This is a genomic window from Sphingopyxis sp. EG6 (assembly GCF_003609815.1).
Lineage (GTDB): Bacteria > Pseudomonadota > Alphaproteobacteria > Sphingomonadales > Sphingomonadaceae > Sphingopyxis.
On record NZ_AP017603.1, the window covers coordinates 2,642,800 to 2,662,869 of the forward strand.

At 65.7% G+C, this 20,070-nt stretch carries 17 protein-coding genes; 7 read left to right on the plus strand and 10 right to left on the minus strand.

Annotated features, from left to right (window positions below):
* Nucleotides 1–17 precede the first annotated feature (17 nt).
* Nucleotides 18–194, plus strand: a complete 177-nt coding sequence (locus tag SPYCW_RS12795; protein ID WP_120217083.1) for a Flp family type IVb pilin — start codon at nt 18–20, stop codon at nt 192–194.
* Nucleotides 195–254: 60 nt separating this feature from the next.
* Here SPYCW_RS12795 and SPYCW_RS12800 read toward each other — a convergent pair whose 3' ends face one another.
* The 4 genes from SPYCW_RS12800 to SPYCW_RS12815 all read right to left on the minus strand — a co-directional run bounded on the left by SPYCW_RS12800 (nt 255) and on the right by SPYCW_RS12815 (nt 5,642).
* Nucleotides 255–1,766, minus strand: a complete 1,512-nt coding sequence (locus SPYCW_RS12800) for a M48 family metalloprotease (protein ID WP_120217084.1) — start codon at nt 1,764–1,766, stop codon at nt 255–257.
* Nucleotides 1,767–1,914: 148 nt separating this feature from the next.
* A complete protein-coding gene (locus SPYCW_RS12805; RefSeq protein WP_120217085.1) occupies nt 1,915–2,862 on the minus strand; it encodes an acetyl-CoA carboxylase carboxyltransferase subunit alpha in 948 nt (315 codons plus the stop codon).
* Between the two features lie 10 nt (nt 2,863–2,872).
* Nucleotides 2,873–3,802, minus strand: a complete 930-nt coding sequence (locus tag SPYCW_RS12810) for a tyrosine recombinase (RefSeq protein ID WP_120218292.1) — start codon at nt 3,800–3,802, stop codon at nt 2,873–2,875.
* Between the two features lie 25 nt (nt 3,803–3,827).
* Nucleotides 3,828–5,642 carry a hypothetical protein gene (locus SPYCW_RS12815; RefSeq protein WP_120217086.1) on the minus strand — a complete coding sequence of 605 codons (1,815 nt, stop codon included), beginning with the start codon at nt 5,640–5,642 and terminating at the stop codon, nt 3,828–3,830.
* 126 nt (nt 5,643–5,768) lie between these two features.
* Between SPYCW_RS12815 and SPYCW_RS12820 the strand changes: the two genes are divergently transcribed.
* Together SPYCW_RS12820 and aroB are read left to right on the plus strand one after the other, a co-directional pair.
* Nucleotides 5,769–6,359 (plus strand): shikimate kinase, encoded by a 591-nt coding sequence (locus tag SPYCW_RS12820; RefSeq protein WP_120217087.1) that lies wholly within the window; start codon nt 5,769–5,771, stop codon nt 6,357–6,359.
* The gene (gene aroB / locus SPYCW_RS12825) at nt 6,347–7,450 is read left to right on the plus strand and encodes a 3-dehydroquinate synthase (RefSeq protein WP_120217088.1); all 1,104 of its coding nucleotides are present in this window, start codon (nt 6,347–6,349) and stop codon (nt 7,448–7,450) included. Before SPYCW_RS12820 ends, aroB begins: the two co-directional genes overlap by 13 nt.
* Before the next feature lie 142 nt (nt 7,451–7,592).
* Here aroB and SPYCW_RS12830 read toward each other — a convergent pair whose 3' ends face one another.
* From SPYCW_RS12830 to radA, 4 genes are read right to left on the minus strand one after another with little or no spacing between them, the layout of a single operon-like run.
* On the minus strand, nt 7,593–9,467 hold the full coding sequence (locus tag SPYCW_RS12830) for a monovalent cation:proton antiporter-2 (CPA2) family protein (RefSeq protein ID WP_120217089.1): 1,875 nt from the start codon (nt 9,465–9,467) through the stop codon (nt 7,593–7,595).
* Complete coding sequence (locus SPYCW_RS12835) at nt 9,464–9,892, minus strand: iron-sulfur cluster assembly scaffold protein (RefSeq protein WP_120217090.1); 429 nt, start codon at nt 9,890–9,892, stop codon at nt 9,464–9,466. The genes SPYCW_RS12830 and SPYCW_RS12835 overlap by 4 nt, the downstream gene beginning before the upstream one ends.
* The gene (locus SPYCW_RS12840) at nt 9,889–10,419 is read right to left on the minus strand and encodes a CvpA family protein (RefSeq protein ID WP_120217091.1); all 531 of its coding nucleotides are present in this window, start codon (nt 10,417–10,419) and stop codon (nt 9,889–9,891) included. Before SPYCW_RS12840 ends, SPYCW_RS12835 begins: the two co-directional genes overlap by 4 nt.
* Before the next feature lie 10 nt (nt 10,420–10,429).
* Entirely contained in the window at nt 10,430–11,791 is a 1,362-nt protein-coding gene (gene radA, locus SPYCW_RS12845; protein ID WP_120217092.1) for a DNA repair protein RadA, read from the minus strand.
* A 210-nt stretch (nt 11,792–12,001) separates the two neighbouring features.
* On the opposite strand from radA, the gene fsa reads away from it, so the two are divergent.
* The 3 genes from fsa to SPYCW_RS12860 all read left to right on the plus strand — a co-directional run bounded on the left by fsa (nt 12,002) and on the right by SPYCW_RS12860 (nt 15,059).
* Entirely contained in the window at nt 12,002–12,652 is a 651-nt protein-coding gene (fsa, locus tag SPYCW_RS12850; protein WP_120217093.1) for a fructose-6-phosphate aldolase, read from the plus strand.
* Nucleotides 12,653–12,762: 110 nt separating this feature from the next.
* The gene (locus tag SPYCW_RS12855) at nt 12,763–13,557 is read left to right on the plus strand and encodes an enoyl-CoA hydratase-related protein (RefSeq protein WP_120217094.1); all 795 of its coding nucleotides are present in this window, start codon (nt 12,763–12,765) and stop codon (nt 13,555–13,557) included.
* A gap of 2 nt (nt 13,558–13,559) precedes the next feature.
* Nucleotides 13,560–15,059, plus strand: a complete 1,500-nt coding sequence (locus SPYCW_RS12860) for an acetyl-CoA acetyltransferase (protein WP_232014708.1) — start codon at nt 13,560–13,562, stop codon at nt 15,057–15,059.
* A gap of 126 nt (nt 15,060–15,185) precedes the next feature.
* Here SPYCW_RS12860 and amaB read toward each other — a convergent pair whose 3' ends face one another.
* Nucleotides 15,186–16,685 carry an L-piperidine-6-carboxylate dehydrogenase gene (gene amaB / locus SPYCW_RS12865; RefSeq protein WP_120217095.1) on the minus strand — a complete coding sequence of 500 codons (1,500 nt, stop codon included), beginning with the start codon at nt 16,683–16,685 and terminating at the stop codon, nt 15,186–15,188.
* Nucleotides 16,686–16,783: 98 nt separating this feature from the next.
* On the opposite strand from amaB, the gene acs reads away from it, so the two are divergent.
* Complete coding sequence (gene acs / locus SPYCW_RS12870; protein WP_120217096.1) at nt 16,784–18,748, plus strand: acetate--CoA ligase; 1,965 nt, start codon at nt 16,784–16,786, stop codon at nt 18,746–18,748.
* A 115-nt stretch (nt 18,749–18,863) separates the two neighbouring features.
* On the opposite strand, the gene SPYCW_RS12875 is transcribed toward acs, so the two are convergent.
* On the minus strand, nt 18,864–20,051 hold the full coding sequence (locus SPYCW_RS12875; RefSeq protein ID WP_120217097.1) for a serine hydrolase domain-containing protein: 1,188 nt from the start codon (nt 20,049–20,051) through the stop codon (nt 18,864–18,866).
* Nucleotides 20,052–20,070 lie beyond the last annotated feature (19 nt).

Sequence of the window (20,070 nt, forward strand, 5' to 3'; positions counted from 1 at the left end):
AAATCAGGAGACCAGTCATGAAGTTCATCAAGAAATTCGTTCGCGATACCAAAGCCGCAACCGCCATCGAATATGGCCTGATCGCGGCCCTGATCGCCGTCGCCGGCATTTCGGCTATGAGCGCCGTTGGCGGCAGCGTCAGCAGCACCTTCAACAAGGTGAACACCAACCTGACGTCGCCGCCCGCTCCGTAATAGCGGCGTCGATAATTTGGGAAAAGGGGCGGTGGAAACACCGCCCCTTTTTTTGTCCGGTCAACGGCTAGCGTAAACGACGATTTTCACCTTTTGCCCCGGCGTCAGTCGGCTCGACGCGGTCAGGCGGTTGAGCACCTGGAACCGGTCGGCCTGATAATTGCTGTACGCCATACGCCGCGCCAGGCTGGCCATCGTGTCGCCGCGCCCCACCGTCACCACATCGATCCGCCGCGGCTTGATCGCCGTCGCTTCGGCCGCGCTCAGGCGCCGGACGCTGTTGAACATCGAATTGAACACCCCCGTCCCGCCCGCCTTGGTCAACGTGACGAAGTGAAAGGCGCTGCTGCGCGAAAATTCATAGGCAAAGACCGTGACATCGATCTGGCCCGACTGGCTGGCGACGCGCGCGGTCGAGTAAGAGGCGGGGATGCCGTTCACCGTGGTGCGCTGAACTGCGCTCGGGGTGATCGCGGTGTTGCCCGCCACCGATTTGAACGCCGCGGCGATATAGGCGTTCATGTCGCCGCTGTACGGGCCGGTGGTAAATTGCGCCTGACCGCCATTGCCGCTGACCGTGACGGCGGTGGTGCCATTCTGCATCCCGTAGCCGCCCGGCACCGCAAACCGTAGTCGGAGGTCGGGGTGGAGAAATTCATTGCCCTCGACGACGCCCTGCGCCGGATCATCGCCGTACAGCACATTATCGACCGCCGCCAGAAACGCATCGGCATTGCGGGTTCCACCGGTGCCGCCGACGCGGCTCGCCAGCGTCTGGGCGTTGCGGACGCGCGAGGCGGGGTCGGGGTGGGTGCTCGCCCAGGCAGGAAGCGAACGCGCATCGCCCCCCGACAGCCGCGCGTCGAGGTTGGTCTGGTTGGCAAGGCTGGCGAGCATCGTCGACAGCGCAAGCGGATCATAGCCCGCGCTGCGCAAATATTGAACGCCCAGCTGGTCGGCCTGCAATTCCTGACTGCGCGAAAAGCCCAAGGTCGCGAGCTGCGCGACCTGCATCGCGTTGTTCTGGAGCAAGCCGCCGAGCCCGCCGAGCACGCCACCGCTGTCGCCGATCGCACCCCCCAGCACCGCGCCGAGCACGCCAAGAATCTGGTTGCGCGTCGCCGCCGACTGGCGCTTCTTGCTGTGCTGCGCCGCGACGTGGCCGACCTCATGCCCCAGCACCCCGGCAAGCTCGGCCTCGTCGTTCATCAGCGCCATCAGCTGGCGGGTGACATAGACATAGCCGCCGGGGATCGCGAACGCGTTGTTCACCGGCGAATTCAGCAGGGTGACGGTAAAGTCGCTGCGCGCGTTCGACAGCCCTGATTGCAGCGCAATATTCTGACCGACGCGGACGACATAAGCGGTCTGCGGTCCGCTATATGCACCGCCGAATTCGGCCATCAGTTGCGGATGCGCCTCGTCGCCCTGCTTGCGTTCGGACGGCGTGATATTGGTCGCGGTCTTGATCGCCTTGAGCTGAGCGTCAGCGGCGCCGGTGAGGGCGAGGCTGCCGAGCGCCGCAGTCGCTGCGAGTTTGACGGCAAGGCCGGCCTTCTTCCTTCGGGTCATCGATACGCCTCCCACAAGCTATGCATTTATCTGGGCATATTCCCTATTCGCGGCGAGACAAGCCGTTGTCGAACGCGGCCTGATGTGCGTCAGGAGCCCTGTCTTGAGGGTGAACGCAATTCGCGACGATCGGGTTCCGTCGAGGGCTTCAGCCGCGACCCATGGCGAGGAATTTCTCCTCGCGCGCTGCGAGGATCGCATCGCGCGGCAGCCCCGACAGGCCGTCGAGTTCCTGCGCGATGGCATCACCCAGCGTCGCAATCGCAACCTCGGGCGCGCGGTGGGCGCCACCGACGGGTTCAGCGACGATGCGGTCGATGATCTTCAGGCCCAGCAGATCCTGCGCCGACATTTTCATCGCGGCGGCGGCATCGGCGGCCTTGTCCGATGTGCGCCACAGGATCGACGCACAGCCTTCGGGCGAGATCACCGAATAGACGGCATGTTCGAACATCAGCACGCGGTTCGCCGCGGCGAGCGCGATCGCGCCGCCCGAGCCGCCCTCGCCGACGATCGCCGCGACCATCGGCACGCCCAGCGCCAGGCATTGTTCGGTCGAGCGCGCGATCGCTTCGGCCTGGCCGCGTTCTTCGGCCTGGATGCCCGGAAAGGCACCCGACGTATCGACCAGCGTCACCACCGGCAGGCCGAACCGGTCGGCGAGCTGCATCAGGCGGATCGCCTTGCGATAGCCCTCGGGCTTGGCCATCCCGAAATTATGCTTCATCCGCGACGGAATATCGTCGCCCTTTTCATGGCCGATGACCATCACGCGGCGACCGCGAAAGCGGGCGAGCCCGCCCAAAATCGCCTGATCATCGCCAAAATTGCGATCGCCGGCGAGCGGCATCCAGTCGTCGAACAGCCCCGCGACATAATGTTTGAAATGCGGGCGATCCGGGTGACGCGCGACCTGCGTCTTTTGCCAGGGCGTCAGCTTCGCATAAATATCACGCAGCAATTTCGAGGATTTATCCTCCAGCCGCGCGATGTCATTGTCGATGTTGAGCGTGGGGTCGTCCCCCATGTCGCGCAGTTCGGCAATCTGCCGATCGAGCGCGGCGACCTGTTTTTCGAAGTCCAGAAAGGCTGTCATCGTCGGACCGCTAAGCCGATGGCGCCCCAACGTCAACGTCTGCTGATCCCTGCCCCGCGTCCATATGCGCGAGCGGATGGCGACGGTTGACCAATTCGACCAGCCGGCGGCTGTCGACATGGGTATAGATTTCGGTCGTCGCGATATCGGCATGGCCCAGCATCAGTTGCAGCGCGCGCAGATCAGCGCCGCCTTCGAGCAAATGGGTGGCAAAGGCGTGGCGCAGGACGTGCGGGCTGACCGCGGTCGGATCGATCCCGGCCCTACCCGCAAGGTCGCGCAGCATCTGGAACAGCCGGACGCGCGACACATGGCTTTTTCCCGACGGAAACAGCCAGGGCGATGCGTCGGCGAGCAGCGGAAGCCAGCGGTCGAGCGCACTGCGGGCGCGATCCGACAGCGGCACCAGCCGCTCCTTGTCGCCCTTCCCCCTGACGATCAGAAATTCGCGCTCGCCGCCGATCGCGCGGCGCGGCAGCGTCACCAGCTCGCTCGCGCGGAGCCCCGATCCGTAGAGAAGTTCAAGCAGCAGCAGCATACGGATCGCCGCCGCAGGCGGTGCATCGCCAGCCGATTCCGCCTCGGCCTGCGCAAACAATTGTTCGACATGCGCGTGGGTCAGGATGCGCGGCAGCGCGCGGCGCGTTGCGGGACGCGCGATGTCGAGCGCGGGATTATCGGCCCGGTCGCCCTCACCCTGCAAAAAGGCAAAGAATTGGCGCAACGCCGACAGCTTGCGCGCGGCGCTGCTCGCCGCAAGCGACTGATAATCGGCCATCAACTGGCGCAACGCCGCGACATTGGCACCGGCGAGCGGGCCTTTGACCCGTTCTGCCGCCTGTTCCAGATCGCGGCGATATGCGACCAGCGTGTTGCGCGACGCACCGCGCTCGGCCGCCATCATCTCCAGAAAGCGGTCGATCGCGGCGCCGTCAGACATGGTCGAACCGGTCGCGCTGGCCGGTTCAGACACGCACCAGCGCTTCGGCGGCGATCATCCGCGCTTCGGACGCCAGCCCGACCTCGCGCAGCGCGCGGACGATATAATAGAGATGATAGGGCGGGACTTTCGACCATTCGCCCTGCATCCCCGCTGCGGCGAGCAGGGCGACCATGCCGGGTTCGCGGCGTTCGGCCGCCGCCATGATCGCGCGCGACCACCGCGTCTGCTTACCCAGATCGACCTCGAGGTCGCTCGCTGCCGACGCCGCGGCACCGGCATCGATCCGCCCAAGCCCTGCGAGCCCCGCGAGCAGGAATTTCGACCGGAGATAGTCGGCGCTGTCGTCATTGCCCGAAAATTGTCCAACCGTTCCCGCCGTCGTGCCATTGAGTGGCCGCGGAGATCCGACCGCGAGTACGCCCCAGGCGCGGCTGCCCACGGTGACTGTCGGCACCCACGCGATCGCATTGGCGTCATAGCCGCCCGCGAGCATTGAACCCAACAGCTGCCACGGATCGTCGCCGATTTCTGTGTTCACCGGCAACGCTGCGGCAGCGCGCGCGGTCGACACCATTGCGGCGTAGCGCTGCACCGGTGTGCTGCCAGCGGCCCAGATCGCCTCCATCGCTGCATAACGATCGGCGCGGCGTGCCGAGCCGAAGGCCGCGCGGAGCTGGTCGGTTTGCGCCGCGAGCGCTTCGGACGGCTCCTCTTCCCCCGCCGCAGCGCTCAGCAACGACACATAGGCATCGCTCGACAGGACGCCGCGCGCAGCGGATTCGGGCGCAGCGGCGATGCGGCTCGCCATGTCGGTCATCGGCGCAAGCACCGTCCAGCCCTTCATATTCGCAGGCGCGGCAGTGCGCAGCGCCTCGGGAACGGGAACCGCGGTCGCCGTCGCCATGCCGAACCGCCAGCTGGTCAACCGATCGACATTGTCCCATTCGATCGTTGTCGACCGGCGTCCGCTGCCCGTGGCGCCGAGCACGCGCTCGGCAAGCAATATGTCAAAATTGGAAATCCTGCCGCTCGACCGCACGCGACCGATCGCCCAGCCCGCCGGCCCCGCCTCGCCCGACAGGCCCGAACAGATTGCCGACGCCAGCCGCCACGCCTGCTCGTCGCCATGCGCCAGTCCCGCGGGAACATAGGCGCACAGGCCCGCCGGATCGGCATTGGCCAGATAAGTCTGCTGCGCGGCGGCGACCAGTCGCGGGCTCGCGCGGTCGTAATCGACCGACTGGACGATCCAGCGTGCCGCAATCGATTCGCCCATTCGCAAAAGCAACGAAGCCCGGTCGGCGGCAAGGTCGGCGCCGTTGATCGTTGCGGGCGTATCGATGGCCGAGACGAGCGAACGGCGCAGCAATATCTGGCCCCAGCGCGACGCGAGTTGGCCGCTCGTCCGCCGCATGATCGCGGCGGCATATTGACCGCGCACCCCGAACGCATCGGGACCGAGCCCGCCGGTTTCGGGCGTCAGCGGCCCAATGCGGGTGAGCAGCCGCCGCGCCCCCGGCGGCAGGTCATATTTCAGCGTGCCGGGCTCAACCGTTTCGTCATCGACATCGTCTTCGTCGGCGTCATCGGTCGTCCCGGCGGTGTCGGTCGAACCGATGGTCGGGGTGACCGGCGGCGGAGCAGTGCCGTTTTTCGGCGTCGATGTCGGTGCGGGGGTTTGCGACGGCGTTGGCGTGGGGCGCGGCGCGGGGGTGTCGGCTGGGTTACCAAAGCCTTCGGGCAGCAGCGATTCCTGCGCGATCGCGGGCAACACCAGCGCGGCGGCGAGCGCGGAGCCCGACAGGCCCAAGGTCAGCGTCAGCAATTTCTTCGTCATTGCGCCGCGCTTTCGCCAATCTTGTCGGCCACGTCCACCTCTATCGTTCACGCCCGCGCGATCGGGCTTGCACTATCGCCGAAAACCGTTGTTCCGCGCGTAGCGGGCGGTATAGCCGCGCGCACCATGTCGCGAAACCCGAAAAGCCCGGTACCAAACAGCTCCAGCGCGATCCCCGCCGCAATTCGCGAGCGCTCGATTGTGCTCGTCGGGTTGATGGGGTCAGGAAAATCGACCGTCGGCCGCCGTCTGGCGGGGCGGCTCGGGATGCGGTTCGCCGACGCCGACGACGAAATCGAACGCGCCGCCGACATGACGATCGCTGACATTTTCGAACGCTTTGGCGAAGCGCATTTCCGCGACGGCGAGCGGCGCGTGATCGCGCGCATGCTGGCGGGAAAACCGATGGTGCTGGCAACCGGCGGCGGCGCGTTCGTCAACCCCGAAACACGCGCGCTGATCCTCCGGGACAGCCTTTGCATCTGGCTCGACGCCGACATCCCGACACTGGTCGAGCGCGTCGGTCGCCGCAGCCATCGTCCTCTGCTCAAGAACCGCGACCCCGGCGAGGTGCTGCGCGAGCTGGCCGCGGTCCGCAACCCCATCTACGCCGAAGCGCATCTGCGCGTCAGTTCGGCGAGCACGCCGCACGACCAGACGGTCCGCGCGATTTTGGAAGCCCTGTCGAAGTGGGAAGATCCGCAATGGAACAGCTGACCGTAGAACTTGGCGCGCGCAGCTATCCGGTGCTGATCGGCGACGGGCTGATCCGCGAGATCGGCGCGCATGTTGCTCCGCTGCTCAAACGCCCGCGGACGATGATCGTCACCGACACCCATGTCGCCGACCACTATCTTGTACCGCTCGGCACCGCGCTGGCGATGGAGAATATCTCCTTTTCGTCCTTCGTCCTCGACCCCGGTGAAGCCACCAAAAGCTGGGCGGGGCTCGCGCGGCTGACCGAATGGCTGATCGGCGAAGGTGTCGAGCGCAGCGACCATGTCATAGCACTCGGCGGCGGGGTGATCGGCGATCTCGTCGGCTTTGCGTGCAGCATCGTCAAACGCGGCTGCCACTTCATTCAAGTCCCGACCACCCTGTTGGCGCAGGTTGACAGCAGCGTCGGCGGCAAGACCGCGATCAATGTTGCGGCAGGCAAGAACATGATCGGCGCTTTTCATCAACCCGCGCTGGTCGTGATCGACCCCGCCACGCTCGACACGCTGCCGCGCCGCGATCTCGCCGCAGGCTATGCCGAGGTGGTCAAATATGGCCTGATCGACGACGCGGATTTCTTTGCCTGGTGCGAGGTGAACGGCGACGCGCTGCTCGCAGGCGACGGTGCCGCGCGGCACAAGGCGATCGCCCACAGTGTCGCCGCAAAAGCCCGTATCGTCGCCGCCGACGAGCGCGAGACGCAGGACATTCGCGCCTTGCTCAACCTCGGCCACAGCTTTGGCCACGCGCTCGAAGCCGAGACCGGCTATTCCGACCGGCTACTCCACGGTGAGGCCGTCGCCGCGGGCATGGCGCTGGCGCATCGTTTCTCGGCAGCGCAAGGCCTGTGTCCGGCCGCCGACGCCGAACGGGTCGCAGCGCACCTGGCCGCAGTCGGGCTGCCGCATGACCTCGCCAGCGCCGGGATTGACGCCACCGGTGCGACGCTGACCGCCCATATGGCGCATGACAAGAAAGTGCGCGGCGGCAAACTGCCGCTGATCCTGAGCCGCGGCATCGGGCAGAGCTTTGTTACCGACGCCTACGGACTGGATGCGGTGGCGGCGTTTCTGGACCGGCAGAACGGTTAGATTTCACACCCCCCAAGGTCCGTTTGCCCTGAGCTTGTCGAAGGGTCGTTCTTTCTTCTTTACGCCGGAAAGAGAGCAGAACGGTGCTTCGACAAGCTCAGCACAAACGGGGGTTGGGCGAAAACCACACGAGCGACGAAACCTAACCCGCCGTATCGCTCGCCTCTTTCGCCAGCTTCGCGGCGTTCCGCCGTTCGCGCAGCGTTTCCAGCACGCTCGCCGCTTGCCGTCCGCCGCCGGCGATGAACCGGTGATCCATCCCCGCCGTCAGATCGCCTTCGCTCATCTGCGCGCGCAGACGCTCCGCATCGAGGTGTCGCAGCGCCTGTTCGACGTCGGCGATCTCGTCGGCACCGACATCGATCTGCTGCAGCGCCAGCAGCCCCAGCGCGATCGAGCTTTCAAAGGTTTCGCGCACCGCACCGTCGACCCCGGCGCCGTCGATCGCCATCAGCTGGCGGCGGTCGAACACGCGGGTCAGGATCTTCGCATTCGGGAACGCCTTGACGATCGGCGCCAGCACCGCCGCGTCAAAACTGCGGTCGTCGGTGCAGAAAATGATCAGCCGCGCCTGATCGGCATCGGCGCGGCGCAGCACGTCGATGCGCAGTCCATCGCCATAATAGACCTTGGTGTTGTAGCGCCCCGACGTCTCGATCTGGCTGGCCTTTTTGTCGATCAGCGTCACCGAACAATCGACCGCGTGCAGCATCTGCGTCACGATCTGGCCGAACCGACCGTAACCGACGACGATCGCGGATCCGCGCGGCGCATGTTCGGGGTCATCGAGCTCAGCCGCGACGCTATCGGGGGCAAATTCCAGATTGCGCGCGAACAGCATCAGGAACGGGGTCGAAATCATCGACAGCGTCACGACGGCACTGAACAGGCTCGCCGCCTCAGGGGCGATCAGCTGGGCTTCGGTCGCCTGGGTGAACAGCAGAAAGCCGAATTCGCCGCCCTGGCTGAGCAGCAGGCCAAGCCCGAGCGCGACCCTCCACGGCTTGCCGAACAGGCGGACGAGGACGGTCAGCACCGCGACCTTCACTGCGACCAGCCCGGCGGCCAGCGCCACGACGCGCAGCGGATCGTCGCGAATGACATTGAGGTCGAGCACCATCCCGACTGCGAGGAAAAACAATCCGAGCAGCACGAGGCGAAAAGGTTCGATATCGGCCTCGATCTCGTGCCGGTACGGCGAATCCGCAAGCATCACCCCGGCGATAAAGGCGCCGAGCGCAGTCGACAGGTGCATGCTGTGCATGAAAGCGGCGCTGGCCAGCACGACGAGCAGCCCGACGACGACGAACAGTTCTCGCTCACCGTAACGGCCGATGATCCGCAGCAGCGGGTTGAGGACAAAGCGTCCGACTACGACGAGGACGATGATGGCGACGACGGTGTAAAGCGCCATCTGCCACCCCGGCGGCGCCGAAGGGTCGGCGGGCGCGCGCGACAGCACCGCTATGATCGTGATCATCGGCACGATCGCGAGATCCTGGAACAACAGAATCGAAAAGGCCTTTTCGCCAAAGGGCGAATTGATCCGCCCCGAACTTTTCAGGCTAGGCAGCACCTGCGCGGTCGACGACAAAGCCAGCGGCAGCCCGAGCGCCAGCGCCGCCTGCCAACTGAACCCCAGCGTCACCATAATCAGGCCAGACAGGATTACACCGGTGATGGCCACCTGCGCCAGCCCCAGCCCGAAAATCGCGCGGCGCATATCCCACAAGCGGCGCGGATGCAGTTCGAGCCCGACAAGAAAGAGCAGAAAGGCGATGCCGATTTCGGCAAAGGCAAGCTTCGATTCACCGCCGCCGACCAAGCCTAGGCCGTAGGGGCCGACCAGCGAACCCGCGATCAGATAGCCGAGCACTGCGCCCAGCCCCAAACGACGGAAAAGCAGCACGAACAAAGTCGCAACGCCCAGCAAGATTGCGCCCTCGATCAGCGCGGTATCGACAACCCTTTCGGCCGCCACTTCGGTTGCCACCGCGCTGAGCGCGAGCAGGTTCATACCCGCGCGCCTTGTTTTTCGAGCGCCAATATCGCGGCGTCGAACGGCAGCAGGATCGCGCCCTGCCGCGCGGGATAGTCACGCGCCGGGGCGAGAATGTCGAAGCCCGGCCATTCAGGCGCGTTGCCGCTGCCCGCGAACCAGCCCGCGATCGCATTGCGTGCTGCGCGAATCTCGGCGCGGCTGCGTCCCTTGACGTGGCGTGCCAACAGCGTCGCGGCGGCCTGTCCCAGCGCACAGGCTTCGACGTGCATGCCGATGGCGGTCACCCGCCCATGGTCGTCGGCGTCAAGGTCGAGCAGGATGCGGCTCCCGCACAGCGGCGCCCGCGCCGTCGCGTGATACCCCGCATCGGGTTTGGGAAGGTGGTCGGCGGTCGCCACCGCCAGCGCCAAAATGTCGCGATTGTAGAGCGGCGCGCTCATGACGAGGTCGCTTCGGCTTCGCGCGCCGCAGCGCGGCGTTCGGCGATCACCTTGCTCAGCGCCGCGCTCGTCGCGTTGAGCGCGGGATAGGTGCGGCTTTCGGTCATCCACACCGGGCGCTGCGCGTTGCCATAGCCAATGTCGTACAGCAGCGTCACCACCATGAAGCCGAGCGCCGCGATCATCAGCCCCTTCACCGCGCCGAAGCCGGCGCCGAGGCCGCGGTCAAAACCGCCGACGAGCGACGCGCGGCTGCGCTGTCCCATCGCGCGTGATCCCCATTTGGCAAAGGCGAACACGCCGCCGAAAAGCAGCACGAACGCCAGCATCGCGGCCCCGCCATCGCTACCGACCCAGCCGGTGAGCAGATCGGTCGTGACCGGATGGAAAAACCGCACCGCCGCGATCGCCAGAATCCAGGCAAGCAACGATGTCACTTCCTGCACCAGGCCGCGCGAAAAACCGAGCACCGCGCTGCCGCCGACGAGCGTCAGTACGAGTATGTCCAGAGCTGTCAGACTTGCCATTCAGGGGTGGCTAGTCGCGACCGAGCATCAGGTCAACGAGTTCGCCGAGTCGGTCGAAACCGGTCACCGCTATTCCGCCGACGGCCTTCAGCCCCTTTGGCCCCCAAGCGCGCGAAAAACCGAGCTTTGCCGCTTCGCGCAGCCGCAGCCCATCGTGCGAAACCTGCCGCACCTCACCCGACAGCGACAATTCGCCGAACACGATGGCGTCGGCAGGGACGGGTCGCTCGCTGAAGGCCGAGATCAGTGCCGCCGCGACCGCCAGGTCGGCGGCGGGGTCGGTCAGGCGATAACCGCCCGCGATGTTGAGATACACTTCGGCACCGCCCATCGCGAGGCCGCAGCGCGCCTCCAGCACCGCGAGCACCATCGCCAGCCGCCCGCTGTCCCAGCCGACGACGGCGCGGCGCGGCGTCGCGCCGCTCGCCAACCGCACGGTCAGCGCCTGCACCTCGACCAGAACCGGGCGTGTACCCTCCAATGCCGGAAACACCACCGACCCCGGCACGTCGCGGCTGCGATCGGTCAGGAACAGGCTCGACGGGTTCGCGACCTCGCCCAACCCCTCCTCGCCCATCGCGAACACCCCGATCTCGTCGGTGCCGCCAAAGCGGTTCTTCACCGCGCGCAGGATGCGATATTGATGGCTGCGCTCGCCCTCGAACGCCAGCACCGTATCGACCATATGCTCGAGCACGCGCGGCCCCGCGATCGTCCCGTCCTTGGTGACATGGCCGACCAGCACGATCGCGGCGTCGCTATCCTTGGCGTAGCGGATCAGCTCCTGCGCCGACGCACGCACCTGGCTCACCGTGCCCGGCGCGCTGTCGATCAGGTCGCTGTGCATCGTCTGGATCGAATCGATCACGACGAAATCGGCGGTCTGCCGGTCGAGCGTCGCGAGAATGTCGCGCACCGAGGTCGCGCTGGCCAGCGCGACCGGCGCATCGCCCAGCCCCAGCCGCTGCGCGCGCAGTCGCACCTGCGCCGCGGCTTCCTCGCCGCTGATATAAACGACCGACTTGCCCGCCTGCGCCAGCCGCCCCGCCGCCTGGAGCAACAATGTCGACTTGCCGATTCCCGGATCGCCGCCGATCAGCGTCGCCGATCCAGCGACGAAACCGCCGCCCAGCGCGCGGTCGAATTCGGCGATGCCGCACAGCATCCGCTCGGGCATCTTGCTCTCGGCATTCAGCGTTTCGAGCGCGATCGTCCGCCCGCCTTTGCTGAGGTCATGCTTGGCCGAAAAGACCGTTTCGCCCACTTCCTCGACGAGCGTGTTCCACTCGCCGCAATCAGCGCACTGCCCCTGCCAGCGATAGGTGGCGCAGCCGCAATTCTGGCAGACATATTGGCGTTTCGCTTTGGCCATGCGGTTCGCATAATCGGAACAAAGATGGAACGCCAGCGGTTTTACTTCTCGTCACCCCGGACTCGATCCGGGGTCCATGCGGCGCCGGCGAAATGGATGCCGGATCAAGTCCGGCATGACGAAGAAGGGTAGTGACGGTTCAGTTTTCGCGGCCAGTGTTCTAGGGCGATCAGCAACGATCGAATCGCCCCCTTTAAGAAAGCCCATCCCATGAAATTCTTCGCCGACACCGCCGAAATCGCCGACATTCAGGAACTGGCCGCGACCGGCCTGCTCGATGGGGTCACCACCAACCCGTCGCTGATCGCCAAGTCGGGACGCGATTTCAAGGAAGTGACCCGCGAAATCTGCGCACTGACCACCGGGCCGGTGTCAGCCGAGGTCGTCGCGCTCGACCATGAAACGATGATGAAGGAGGCCGAAATCCTCCGCAAGATCGCGAGCAATGTCTGCATCAAGGTGCCGCTGACGATCGACGGGCTGAAAACCTGCAAGGCGCTGACCGGCGACGGTACGATGGTCAATGTCACCCTCTGCTTTTCGGCGGCACAAGCGCTGCTCGCCGCCAAGGCCGGCGCGACTTTCGTCTCGCCCTTCGTCGGCCGCCACGACGACAATGGCTTCGACGGCATGCAGCTGATCTCCGACATCCGCCTGATCTATGACAATTACGGCTATGAGACCGAAATCCTGGTCGCCAGCGTCCGCCACGGGATCCATGTCCTCGAAGCCGCCAAAATCGGCGCCGACGTGATGACCGCGCCGCCCGCCGTCATCCGCGGTTTGTTCAAGCATATCCTGACCGAAAAGGGCATCGAAGGCTTCCTCGCCGATTGGGCCAAGACCGGGCAGTCGATCTGACAATCTGCGTTGTCCCCGCGAAGGCGGGGGCAACGATTGATTCTCCCCCCTTTACAGTTGACGTAAACGTCAACCAGCCGCGATACTCGCCCGAAAAGGAGAGATTCGCGATGACCGACACCACCATCCTTACCGAACGACACGGCCACATATTGACCGTCACGATCAACCGGCCCGAGGCGCGCAACGCGGTCAACGCCGCGGTCCATGTCGGCATCGGCACCGCGCTCGAAACCGCGGAAAGCGACCCCGAAATCCGCGCCGTTGTCATCACCGGCGCGGGCGACAAAAGCTTTTGCGCCGGCGCCGACCTCGTCGCCTTGTCGCGCGGCGAAAGCCTCTATCCCGACGATCCCGCGCAGCAGGCGTGGGGCTTTGCCGGCATGGTGTCGCACCCGATCTCGAAACCGATCATCGCCGCGGTCAACGGCTTCGCGTTCGGCGGCGGCTGCGAAATCGCGTTGATGAGCGACATCATCATCGCCGCCGATCATGCGCAATTCGGCCTGCCCGAGGTCAAGGTCGGGCTGTTCGCCGCAGCGGGCGGCGCCTTCCGCCTCGCGCAGCAAATCCCGCGCAAGCTGGCGATGGAATATATGCTCACCGGCGACCCGATCCCCGCCGCGCGCGCCGCCGAATTCGGCTTGGTCAATCATGTCGTCCCGCTCGCAGACCTGATGCCCACCGCGCTTGCGCTTGCCGAAAAGATTGCCGGCAACGCCCCCCTGTCGGTGCAGGCATCGAAGCGGGTCGCGCTCGGGATCCAGGAGGGGCGGATCGCCGCCGACGCGCCCTATTGGGAGCATAACACCATCGAACGCAGCGCGTTGATGCGCAGCGAAGACGCACGCGAAGGGCCGCGCGCCTTTGCCGAGAAGCGCAAGCCCGAATGGAAGGCACGCTAGTGATGGCGATGACCGATCCCGAACGCATCCCCGTCATTATCGGGGTCGGGCAGCTCAATGACCGGCCTGACGATCCCGACGACGGGCTGGATTCGCTCGGGCTGATGGTTGCAGCGCTGAAACTTGCCGCCGAGGACGGGGGCATCCCGCTTGCCGAGCTCGACAGCCTCGCGATCGTCGATCAGATCAGCTTCCACCACCTCGGCAAGCTCTGCGAACCGCTCGCCGCCGCGATCGGCGCTACGCCCGCGATCAACTATCAATCCGCTGCGCCGCACGGCGACACCCCCGTGCGCCTGCTCAACGAGGCCGCGAACCGCATCGGCGCGGGCGAGGTCAAACTCGCCGCCATCGTCGGCGGCGAGGCGCTGCGTACCGCCGCGGGCCGCGCCGCCAAGGCCGCGAGCGGCGAAGACAAAAGCTATAACGCAATCCGCAAGGTCGCGACGCGCCGCGAGCCGAACTATGCGCAGAAGCACGGGCTCGCCGCGCCGGTCGATGTCTATCCGTTGTACGAAAATGCTACGCGCGCCGCGTGGGGCGAAAGTCTGGCGAAGGCGCAGTTCGAAAGCGCCGAAATCTGGTCGCGCTTCTCCGAGGTCGCGGCGGCGAACGAAGGGGCGTGGATCCGCAAACCTGCCGCACCCGAAGACATCCTACGCATCGACGAGCGCAACCGCCCAATCGCCTTTCCCTATTCGAAGCTGATGGTCGCCAATTCGTCGGTCAATCAGGGCGCCGGCTTCATCGTCGCCAGCCTGGCCGAAGCGCGCCGCCGCGGCATCGCCGAGGACCGGCTGATCTACGTCGGGATGGGTGCCGCCGCGAAGGAACCTGCGAGCATCCTCCACCGCGACCGCTACGACGGCAGCGTCAGCATGGAAACCTCGATCGCCCGCACGCTCGCGTTGAACGGCATGACGGTCGAGGATTTCGACCATGTCGAGCTTTACAGCTGCTTCCCGTGCGTCCCCAAGATGGCGCGGCGCATCCTCGGCTGGCCGTGGGACCGCCCCGCGACGGTGTTCGGCGGGCTGACCTTTGGTGGCGGTCCGATCGCCAATTATATGAGCCATGCGGTGGTCTCGATGGTCGAAAAGCTGCGGCACGAGGGCCGTTATGGCTTCCTCTTCGCCAACGGGGGCTTTGCGACCGACAATCATTGCATTGTGCTCGGCAACAAGCCGATTGCTGCCGCCAGCTTCCCACAGGATTTCGACTATCAGGCCGAAGCCGAAGCGAAGCGCGGCCCGGTACCCGACCTGGTCGAGGACTATGCCGGACCGGCGACAATCGAAAGCTACACCGTGTTTTACGGCCGCGACGGGGCACCGAAGGCGGGCGTCGTGGTGGCGCGGACACCCGAGGGGCAGCGCACGCTGGCGCATGTCGATGTGAGCGATGCGGCGATGCTGGCGTTTCTGACCGATGGGAAGCAGGAACCGGTGGGGACTGTGGGGCAGGTCGTGGCGCTCGATGATGGCTTCGGCTGGCGGGCGTAGGCCTCTCCCCTCCCGCTTGCGGGAGGGGTCAGGGGTGGGCAGCGACGTCGCGTTCACCCACCCCGCTGCGAGTAGCGAATAAGTTCGTAACACTCGCTGCCCCCCGCAAGCGGGAGGGGCGGATCGCTAAATCTCGAAACTCACCCCCTGTGCCAACGGCAATGCGTCCGAATAATTCACCGTATTCGTCGCGCGCCGCATATATTGGCGCCAGCTGTCCGATCCGCTCTCGCGCCCGCCGCCGGTTTCCTTCTCGCCGCCGAACGCCCCGCCGATCTCGGCGCCGCTTGTCCCGAGGTTGACGTTGGCGATGCCGCAGTCGCTCGCCGCCAGAAACCGCTCAGCCTCGCGCACATCGGTGGTGAAGATCGCCGACGACAGCCCCGCTGCGACATCATTGTGCACTTCGATCACCGCGTCGAGATCGTAGTAGCGCATGACGTACAGGATCGGCGCAAAGGTCTCGTCGAGCACCGGCCCGACCTGCCCCGGCATTTCGACGAGCGCCGGCTTCACATAATAGCTGTCGCCGCCGCCCACGCGGTCGCCACCGAAAACCACCCCGCCCGCGGCGCGCGCGGCATCGAGCGCGCTTTGCATCGCCTCATAGCCCGCGCGGTCGATGAGTGGCCCGACGAGCACCGCGCTTTCCAGCGGATTGCCGACCGCGACGCTGGCATAGGCCGCCTTCAACCGGGCCACGAAATCGTCGTAAATGCTGTCATGGACGAACAAGCGCCGCGTTGTCGTACAGCGCTGCCCCGCGGTCCCCATCGCACCAAACGCCACGCCGCGCAGCGCGAGGTCGAGGTCGGCCGACGGCGCAACGATCGCGCCATTATTGCCGCCGAGCTCGAGGATCGCACGCGCGAAACGCGCCGCGAGCCGCGGCGCCACGCTGCGCCCCATCCGCGTCGACCCGGTCGCGGAGACGAGCGCGACGCGCCGGTCGTCGACCAGCGCCTCCCCCGCTTCGGGCCCGCCGATCAGCAGTTGCGCCAGACCGTGCGGCGCATCGCCGAAGCGCGCCGCCGCGCGGTCAAAGATCGCCTGCACCGCCAGCGCGGTCAGCGGCGTCTTTTCCGACGGCTTCCACACCACGCTGTTGCCGCACACCAAAGCGAGGGCCGCATTCCACGCCCACACCGCGACCGGGAAATTGAACGCCGAAATCACCCCGACGACACCCAGCGGATGCCAGACCTCCATCATCCGGTGCGCCGGCCGCTCGGTTGCGATCGTCAGGCCATAAAGCTGACGCGACAGCCCGACTGCAAAGTCGCAGATGTCGATCATCTCCTGCACCTCACCCGCGCTCTCGGACGGGATCTTCCCCGCCTCGATCGTCACCAGCCGCGCGAGATCGTCCTTCGCCGCGCGCAGCTCGTCGCCGAGCAACCGGACCAGTTCGCCGCGGCGCGGCGCGGGAACACGGCGCCAGGCACGAAAGGCGGCGGTGGCGGTGTCGAGCACGGCCGCGGTGTGCGCCGCGTCGGCGACCTGCACCATGCCGATCCGCTCGCCCGTCAGCGGCGTTACCGATGCCATCGACCCGCCGGTCCATGCGTCACGATCGACGCCGAGTCCGTCGAGCAGCCGCGCGACATCATGGCCCAATTGCGTCATCCTATGTCCCTCCCCTGCATGCGCGCCCCCTTGCAGTTTATGTCTCGCGGGTTATCGCAGCCAGCAAGCGAGTCAAATCGAAAGCGGGAGAAGCAGACGTGTCCGACCTACCCCCCTCCGAACCGCTGGTCCCGGTCCCCGCCGACGCCGCCGCGAACACGCATTGCACCGCCGCCGATTATGACCGGCTCTACCGGCAGAGCATCGACGACCCAGACGCCTTTTGGGCCGAACAGGCGAAGCGGATCGACTGGATCAAGGCGCCGACGAAGATCGCGAACTGGTCCTATGATCCCGTCGAAATTAAATGGTTCGAGGACGGCGTCCTGAACCTCTGCGACAACGCCGTCGACCGCCATGTCGCCGCGGGTCACGGCGACCGCACCGCGATCATCTTCGAACCCGACGCCCCCGACGGCGAGACGCGCACGATCAGCTACGCCGCGCTGCTCGCCGACGTCATCCGCTTTGCCAACACGCTCAAGAAACTCGGTGTCCAAAAGGGCGACCGCGTAACCATCTATATGCCGATGATCCCCGAGGGCGCGGTTGCGATGCTCGCCTGCGCGCGGATCGGCGCGGTGCACAGCGTCGTCTTTGGCGGCTTCTCGCCCGAGGCGATCCATGGCCGCATCGAGGATTGCGCCAGCGACTGGGTGATCTGCGCCGACGAAGGACTGCGCGGCGGCAAGGTGGTGCCGCTCAAGGCCAATGTCGACAAGGCACTGGAGCGCATCGACGTCAAGGCCGTGCTCGTCATCGCGCACACCGGCGGCGATGTAAGCATGACGGAAGGGCGCGACCATTGGTATGACGCGCTGTCGGCTGACGTCGGTGCCGAATGCCCCTGCGAACCGATGAACGCCGAGGATCCGCTGTTCATCCTCTACACCTCGGGCTCGACCGGCAAGCCCAAAGGCGTGCTCCACACCGTCGGCGGTTACAGCGTGTGGACCGCGACGACCTTTCATTACGGCTTCGATTATCGTCCCGGCGAAATCTTCTGGTGCACCGCCGACATCGGCTGGGTCACCGGTCATAGCTATGTCGTTTATGGCCCGCTCCAGAATGGCGCGACGACTTTGATGTTCGAGGGCGTGCCCAACTACCCCGACCACGACCGCTTCTGGCAGGTGGTCGACAAGCATCGGGTCAACATCCTCTACACCGCGCCCACCGCGATCCGCGCGCTGATGCGCGAGGGTGACGATTATGTGACGCGTCACGACCTGTCGTCGCTCCGCCTGCTCGGCAGCGTCGGCGAGCCGATCAACCCCGAGGCGTGGCGCTGGTATCACCAGATTGTCGGTAAGGGCCGCGTCCCCATCATCGACACCTGGTGGCAGACCGAGACCGGCGGCATCATGATTACGACGCTTCCGGGCGCACATCCGATGCAGCCGGGCAGTGCGGGCAAACCCTTCTTCGGCATCCGCCCCGAACTGGTCGATGCCGACGGCAACACGTTGGTGTGCGAGCAGACCGGCGGCGCCGCGGAAGGCAATCTGTGCATCACCCACAGCTGGCCCGGGCAGGCGCGGACGATCTACGGCGATCACGCCCGCTTCGCCGAGACCTATTTCTCGACCTACAAGGGGAAATATTTCACCGGCGACGGCTGCCGCCGCGACGCCGACGGCTATTGGCGCATCACCGGCCGCGTCGACGACGTGATCAACGTCTCGGGCCACCGCATGGGCACCGCCGAGGTCGAAAGCGCGCTGGTGCTGCACGAGGACGTCGCCGAGGCCGCGGTCGTCGGCTTCCCGCACGACATCAAGGGCCAGGGCATCTACGCCTATGTCACCTTGAACGCCGGGGTCGAGGCGACCGACGAAGTCGCCGCGGCGCTGAAGCAGCAGGTGCGCAAGGAAATCGGCCCGATCGCGACCCCCGATCATATCCACCTGACCCCCGGGCTGCCCAAGACGCGTTCGGGCAAGATCATGCGGCGGATTTTGCGCAAGATTGCGGAGAATGATTTCGGATCGCTGGGCGACACCTCGACGCTCGCCGATCCGAGCCTTGTCGACGGGCTGATCGAGGGGCGGAAGAACAGGTAGTTCATTCGCCGCCGGAGCTTATTTGAATCGTCATCCCGGCGAAGGCCGGGATCTCGACGGTGCGTCATTTCGACAGGGTGAGATCCCGGCCTTCGCCGGGATGACGAGGGGGAGGCTATTTTGCCAGTGCCTCGCACAGCCGGTCGGTCGCCAGCGCGATGCGCGATTCCGCGGTGTCGCGATTGGCCGCGCTATTCTGCACGCCCTGCGTTTCGGTGTTGAACGCGAGCAGGCTGCCGACGCGCTGGTCGGGACAAAAGCTCAGATAGGCGCGAAAACCGTTCTGATCGCCATTATGCCCGACGATACGCACCCCCCGGCTGCGGTCGACGAAAAACGACAGCGCGCTCTGCGTCGTCGTCGCCATGCGGCCTTGGGTGAAATCCTCGCCCGCCGAAATCTGCGGCACCCACATTTCTTCCAGCGATGACCGTTTCAGCACCAGATCATAGTCGGATTGCCGCGCCGGATCGCCGAGCAGGAATGCCGCATATTTGGCCATGTCAGGCATCGGCGCGTTGAGCCCGCCGTTCGACACGGTGACCCCGGTATCGACATCGAACGGCGCGGCGACGCGCTTGCCGCCCCGGATATAATAGCTGTGCGAGCGAAAAGGCAGCAGGTGCGGCGGGGTGCGATCGAAAGTGCTGGCGTGCATGCCCAGCGGCTTCAGGATATTCTTGTCGATATAGACTTCATAATCCTCGCCCGACAGCCGCTCGATCACTTGCCCCAGATAGACGATGCCGGGGTTCGAATAGCCGAAGCGGCTGCCCGGTTTGAACTCGACCCGCGTGTAGGGCAGCATCGCGAGCAGCTGGTCCCACCCCTGTGGTTCGAACGGCTGCCAGTCATGGTCGCGCCAGGGCCAGGTGCCGCTGCGAAACCCCGCACTGTGGCTCATCAACTGGCGCAGCGTGATCGCGCCCGTGTCGCCAAAGGGATTATGCACCGCGGCAAGTTCGGGGACATATTTGACGATGGGATCGTCGAGCGACAGCAGCCCGCGATCGCGCAACTGCATGATCGCGATGCCGGTCATCGTCTTGGTCACCGACGCCCAATGATAGATCGTCCGGGCATCGACCGGAACATGAGCGTCGGCGTCCTGCTCGCCCAGATGATCGGCAGCGACGATCTGCCCGTCGCGTACGACGTAGAAACTGCTTCCCGCAATATTCGCCCGGCGCATTTCGGCGCGGTGCAGTTCGCGAAAATCGCCAAGCGCCTTGTCGAGGCGAGCCTCGTCGGCGGCCGCCGGACTGGCCAATAAAACAAGTGCAGCAGCTATCCAGCGCAGCATGGCGATCCCTCTCGTTTCA

Coding starts and splice junctions, on each gene's coding strand:
- SPYCW_RS12795 (WP_120217083.1), top strand. CDS start 18: ATGAAGTTCATCAAGAAATTCGTTCGCGATACCAAAGCCGCAACCGCC.
- SPYCW_RS12800 (WP_120217084.1), bottom strand. CDS start 1,766: ATGACCCGAAGGAAGAAGGCCGGCCTTGCCGTCAAACTCGCAGCGACT.
- SPYCW_RS12805 (WP_120217085.1), bottom strand. CDS start 2,862: ATGACAGCCTTTCTGGACTTCGAAAAACAGGTCGCCGCGCTCGATCGG.
- SPYCW_RS12810 (WP_120218292.1), bottom strand. CDS start 3,802: ATGTCTGACGGCGCCGCGATCGACCGCTTTCTGGAGATGATGGCGGCC.
- SPYCW_RS12815 (WP_120217086.1), bottom strand. CDS start 5,642: ATGACGAAGAAATTGCTGACGCTGACCTTGGGCCTGTCGGGCTCCGCG.
- SPYCW_RS12820 (WP_120217087.1), top strand. CDS start 5,769: ATGTCGCGAAACCCGAAAAGCCCGGTACCAAACAGCTCCAGCGCGATC.
- aroB (WP_120217088.1), top strand. CDS start 6,347: ATGGAACAGCTGACCGTAGAACTTGGCGCGCGCAGCTATCCGGTGCTG.
- SPYCW_RS12830 (WP_120217089.1), bottom strand. CDS start 9,467: ATGAACCTGCTCGCGCTCAGCGCGGTGGCAACCGAAGTGGCGGCCGAA.
- SPYCW_RS12835 (WP_120217090.1), bottom strand. CDS start 9,892: ATGAGCGCGCCGCTCTACAATCGCGACATTTTGGCGCTGGCGGTGGCG.
- SPYCW_RS12840 (WP_120217091.1), bottom strand. CDS start 10,419: ATGGCAAGTCTGACAGCTCTGGACATACTCGTACTGACGCTCGTCGGC.
- radA (WP_120217092.1), bottom strand. CDS start 11,791: ATGGCCAAAGCGAAACGCCAATATGTCTGCCAGAATTGCGGCTGCGCC.
- fsa (WP_120217093.1), top strand. CDS start 12,002: ATGAAATTCTTCGCCGACACCGCCGAAATCGCCGACATTCAGGAACTG.
- SPYCW_RS12855 (WP_120217094.1), top strand. CDS start 12,763: ATGACCGACACCACCATCCTTACCGAACGACACGGCCACATATTGACC.
- SPYCW_RS12860 (WP_232014708.1), top strand. CDS start 13,560: ATGGCGATGACCGATCCCGAACGCATCCCCGTCATTATCGGGGTCGGG.
- amaB (WP_120217095.1), bottom strand. CDS start 16,685: ATGACGCAATTGGGCCATGATGTCGCGCGGCTGCTCGACGGACTCGGC.
- SPYCW_RS12875 (WP_120217097.1), bottom strand. CDS start 20,051: ATGCTGCGCTGGATAGCTGCTGCACTTGTTTTATTGGCCAGTCCGGCG.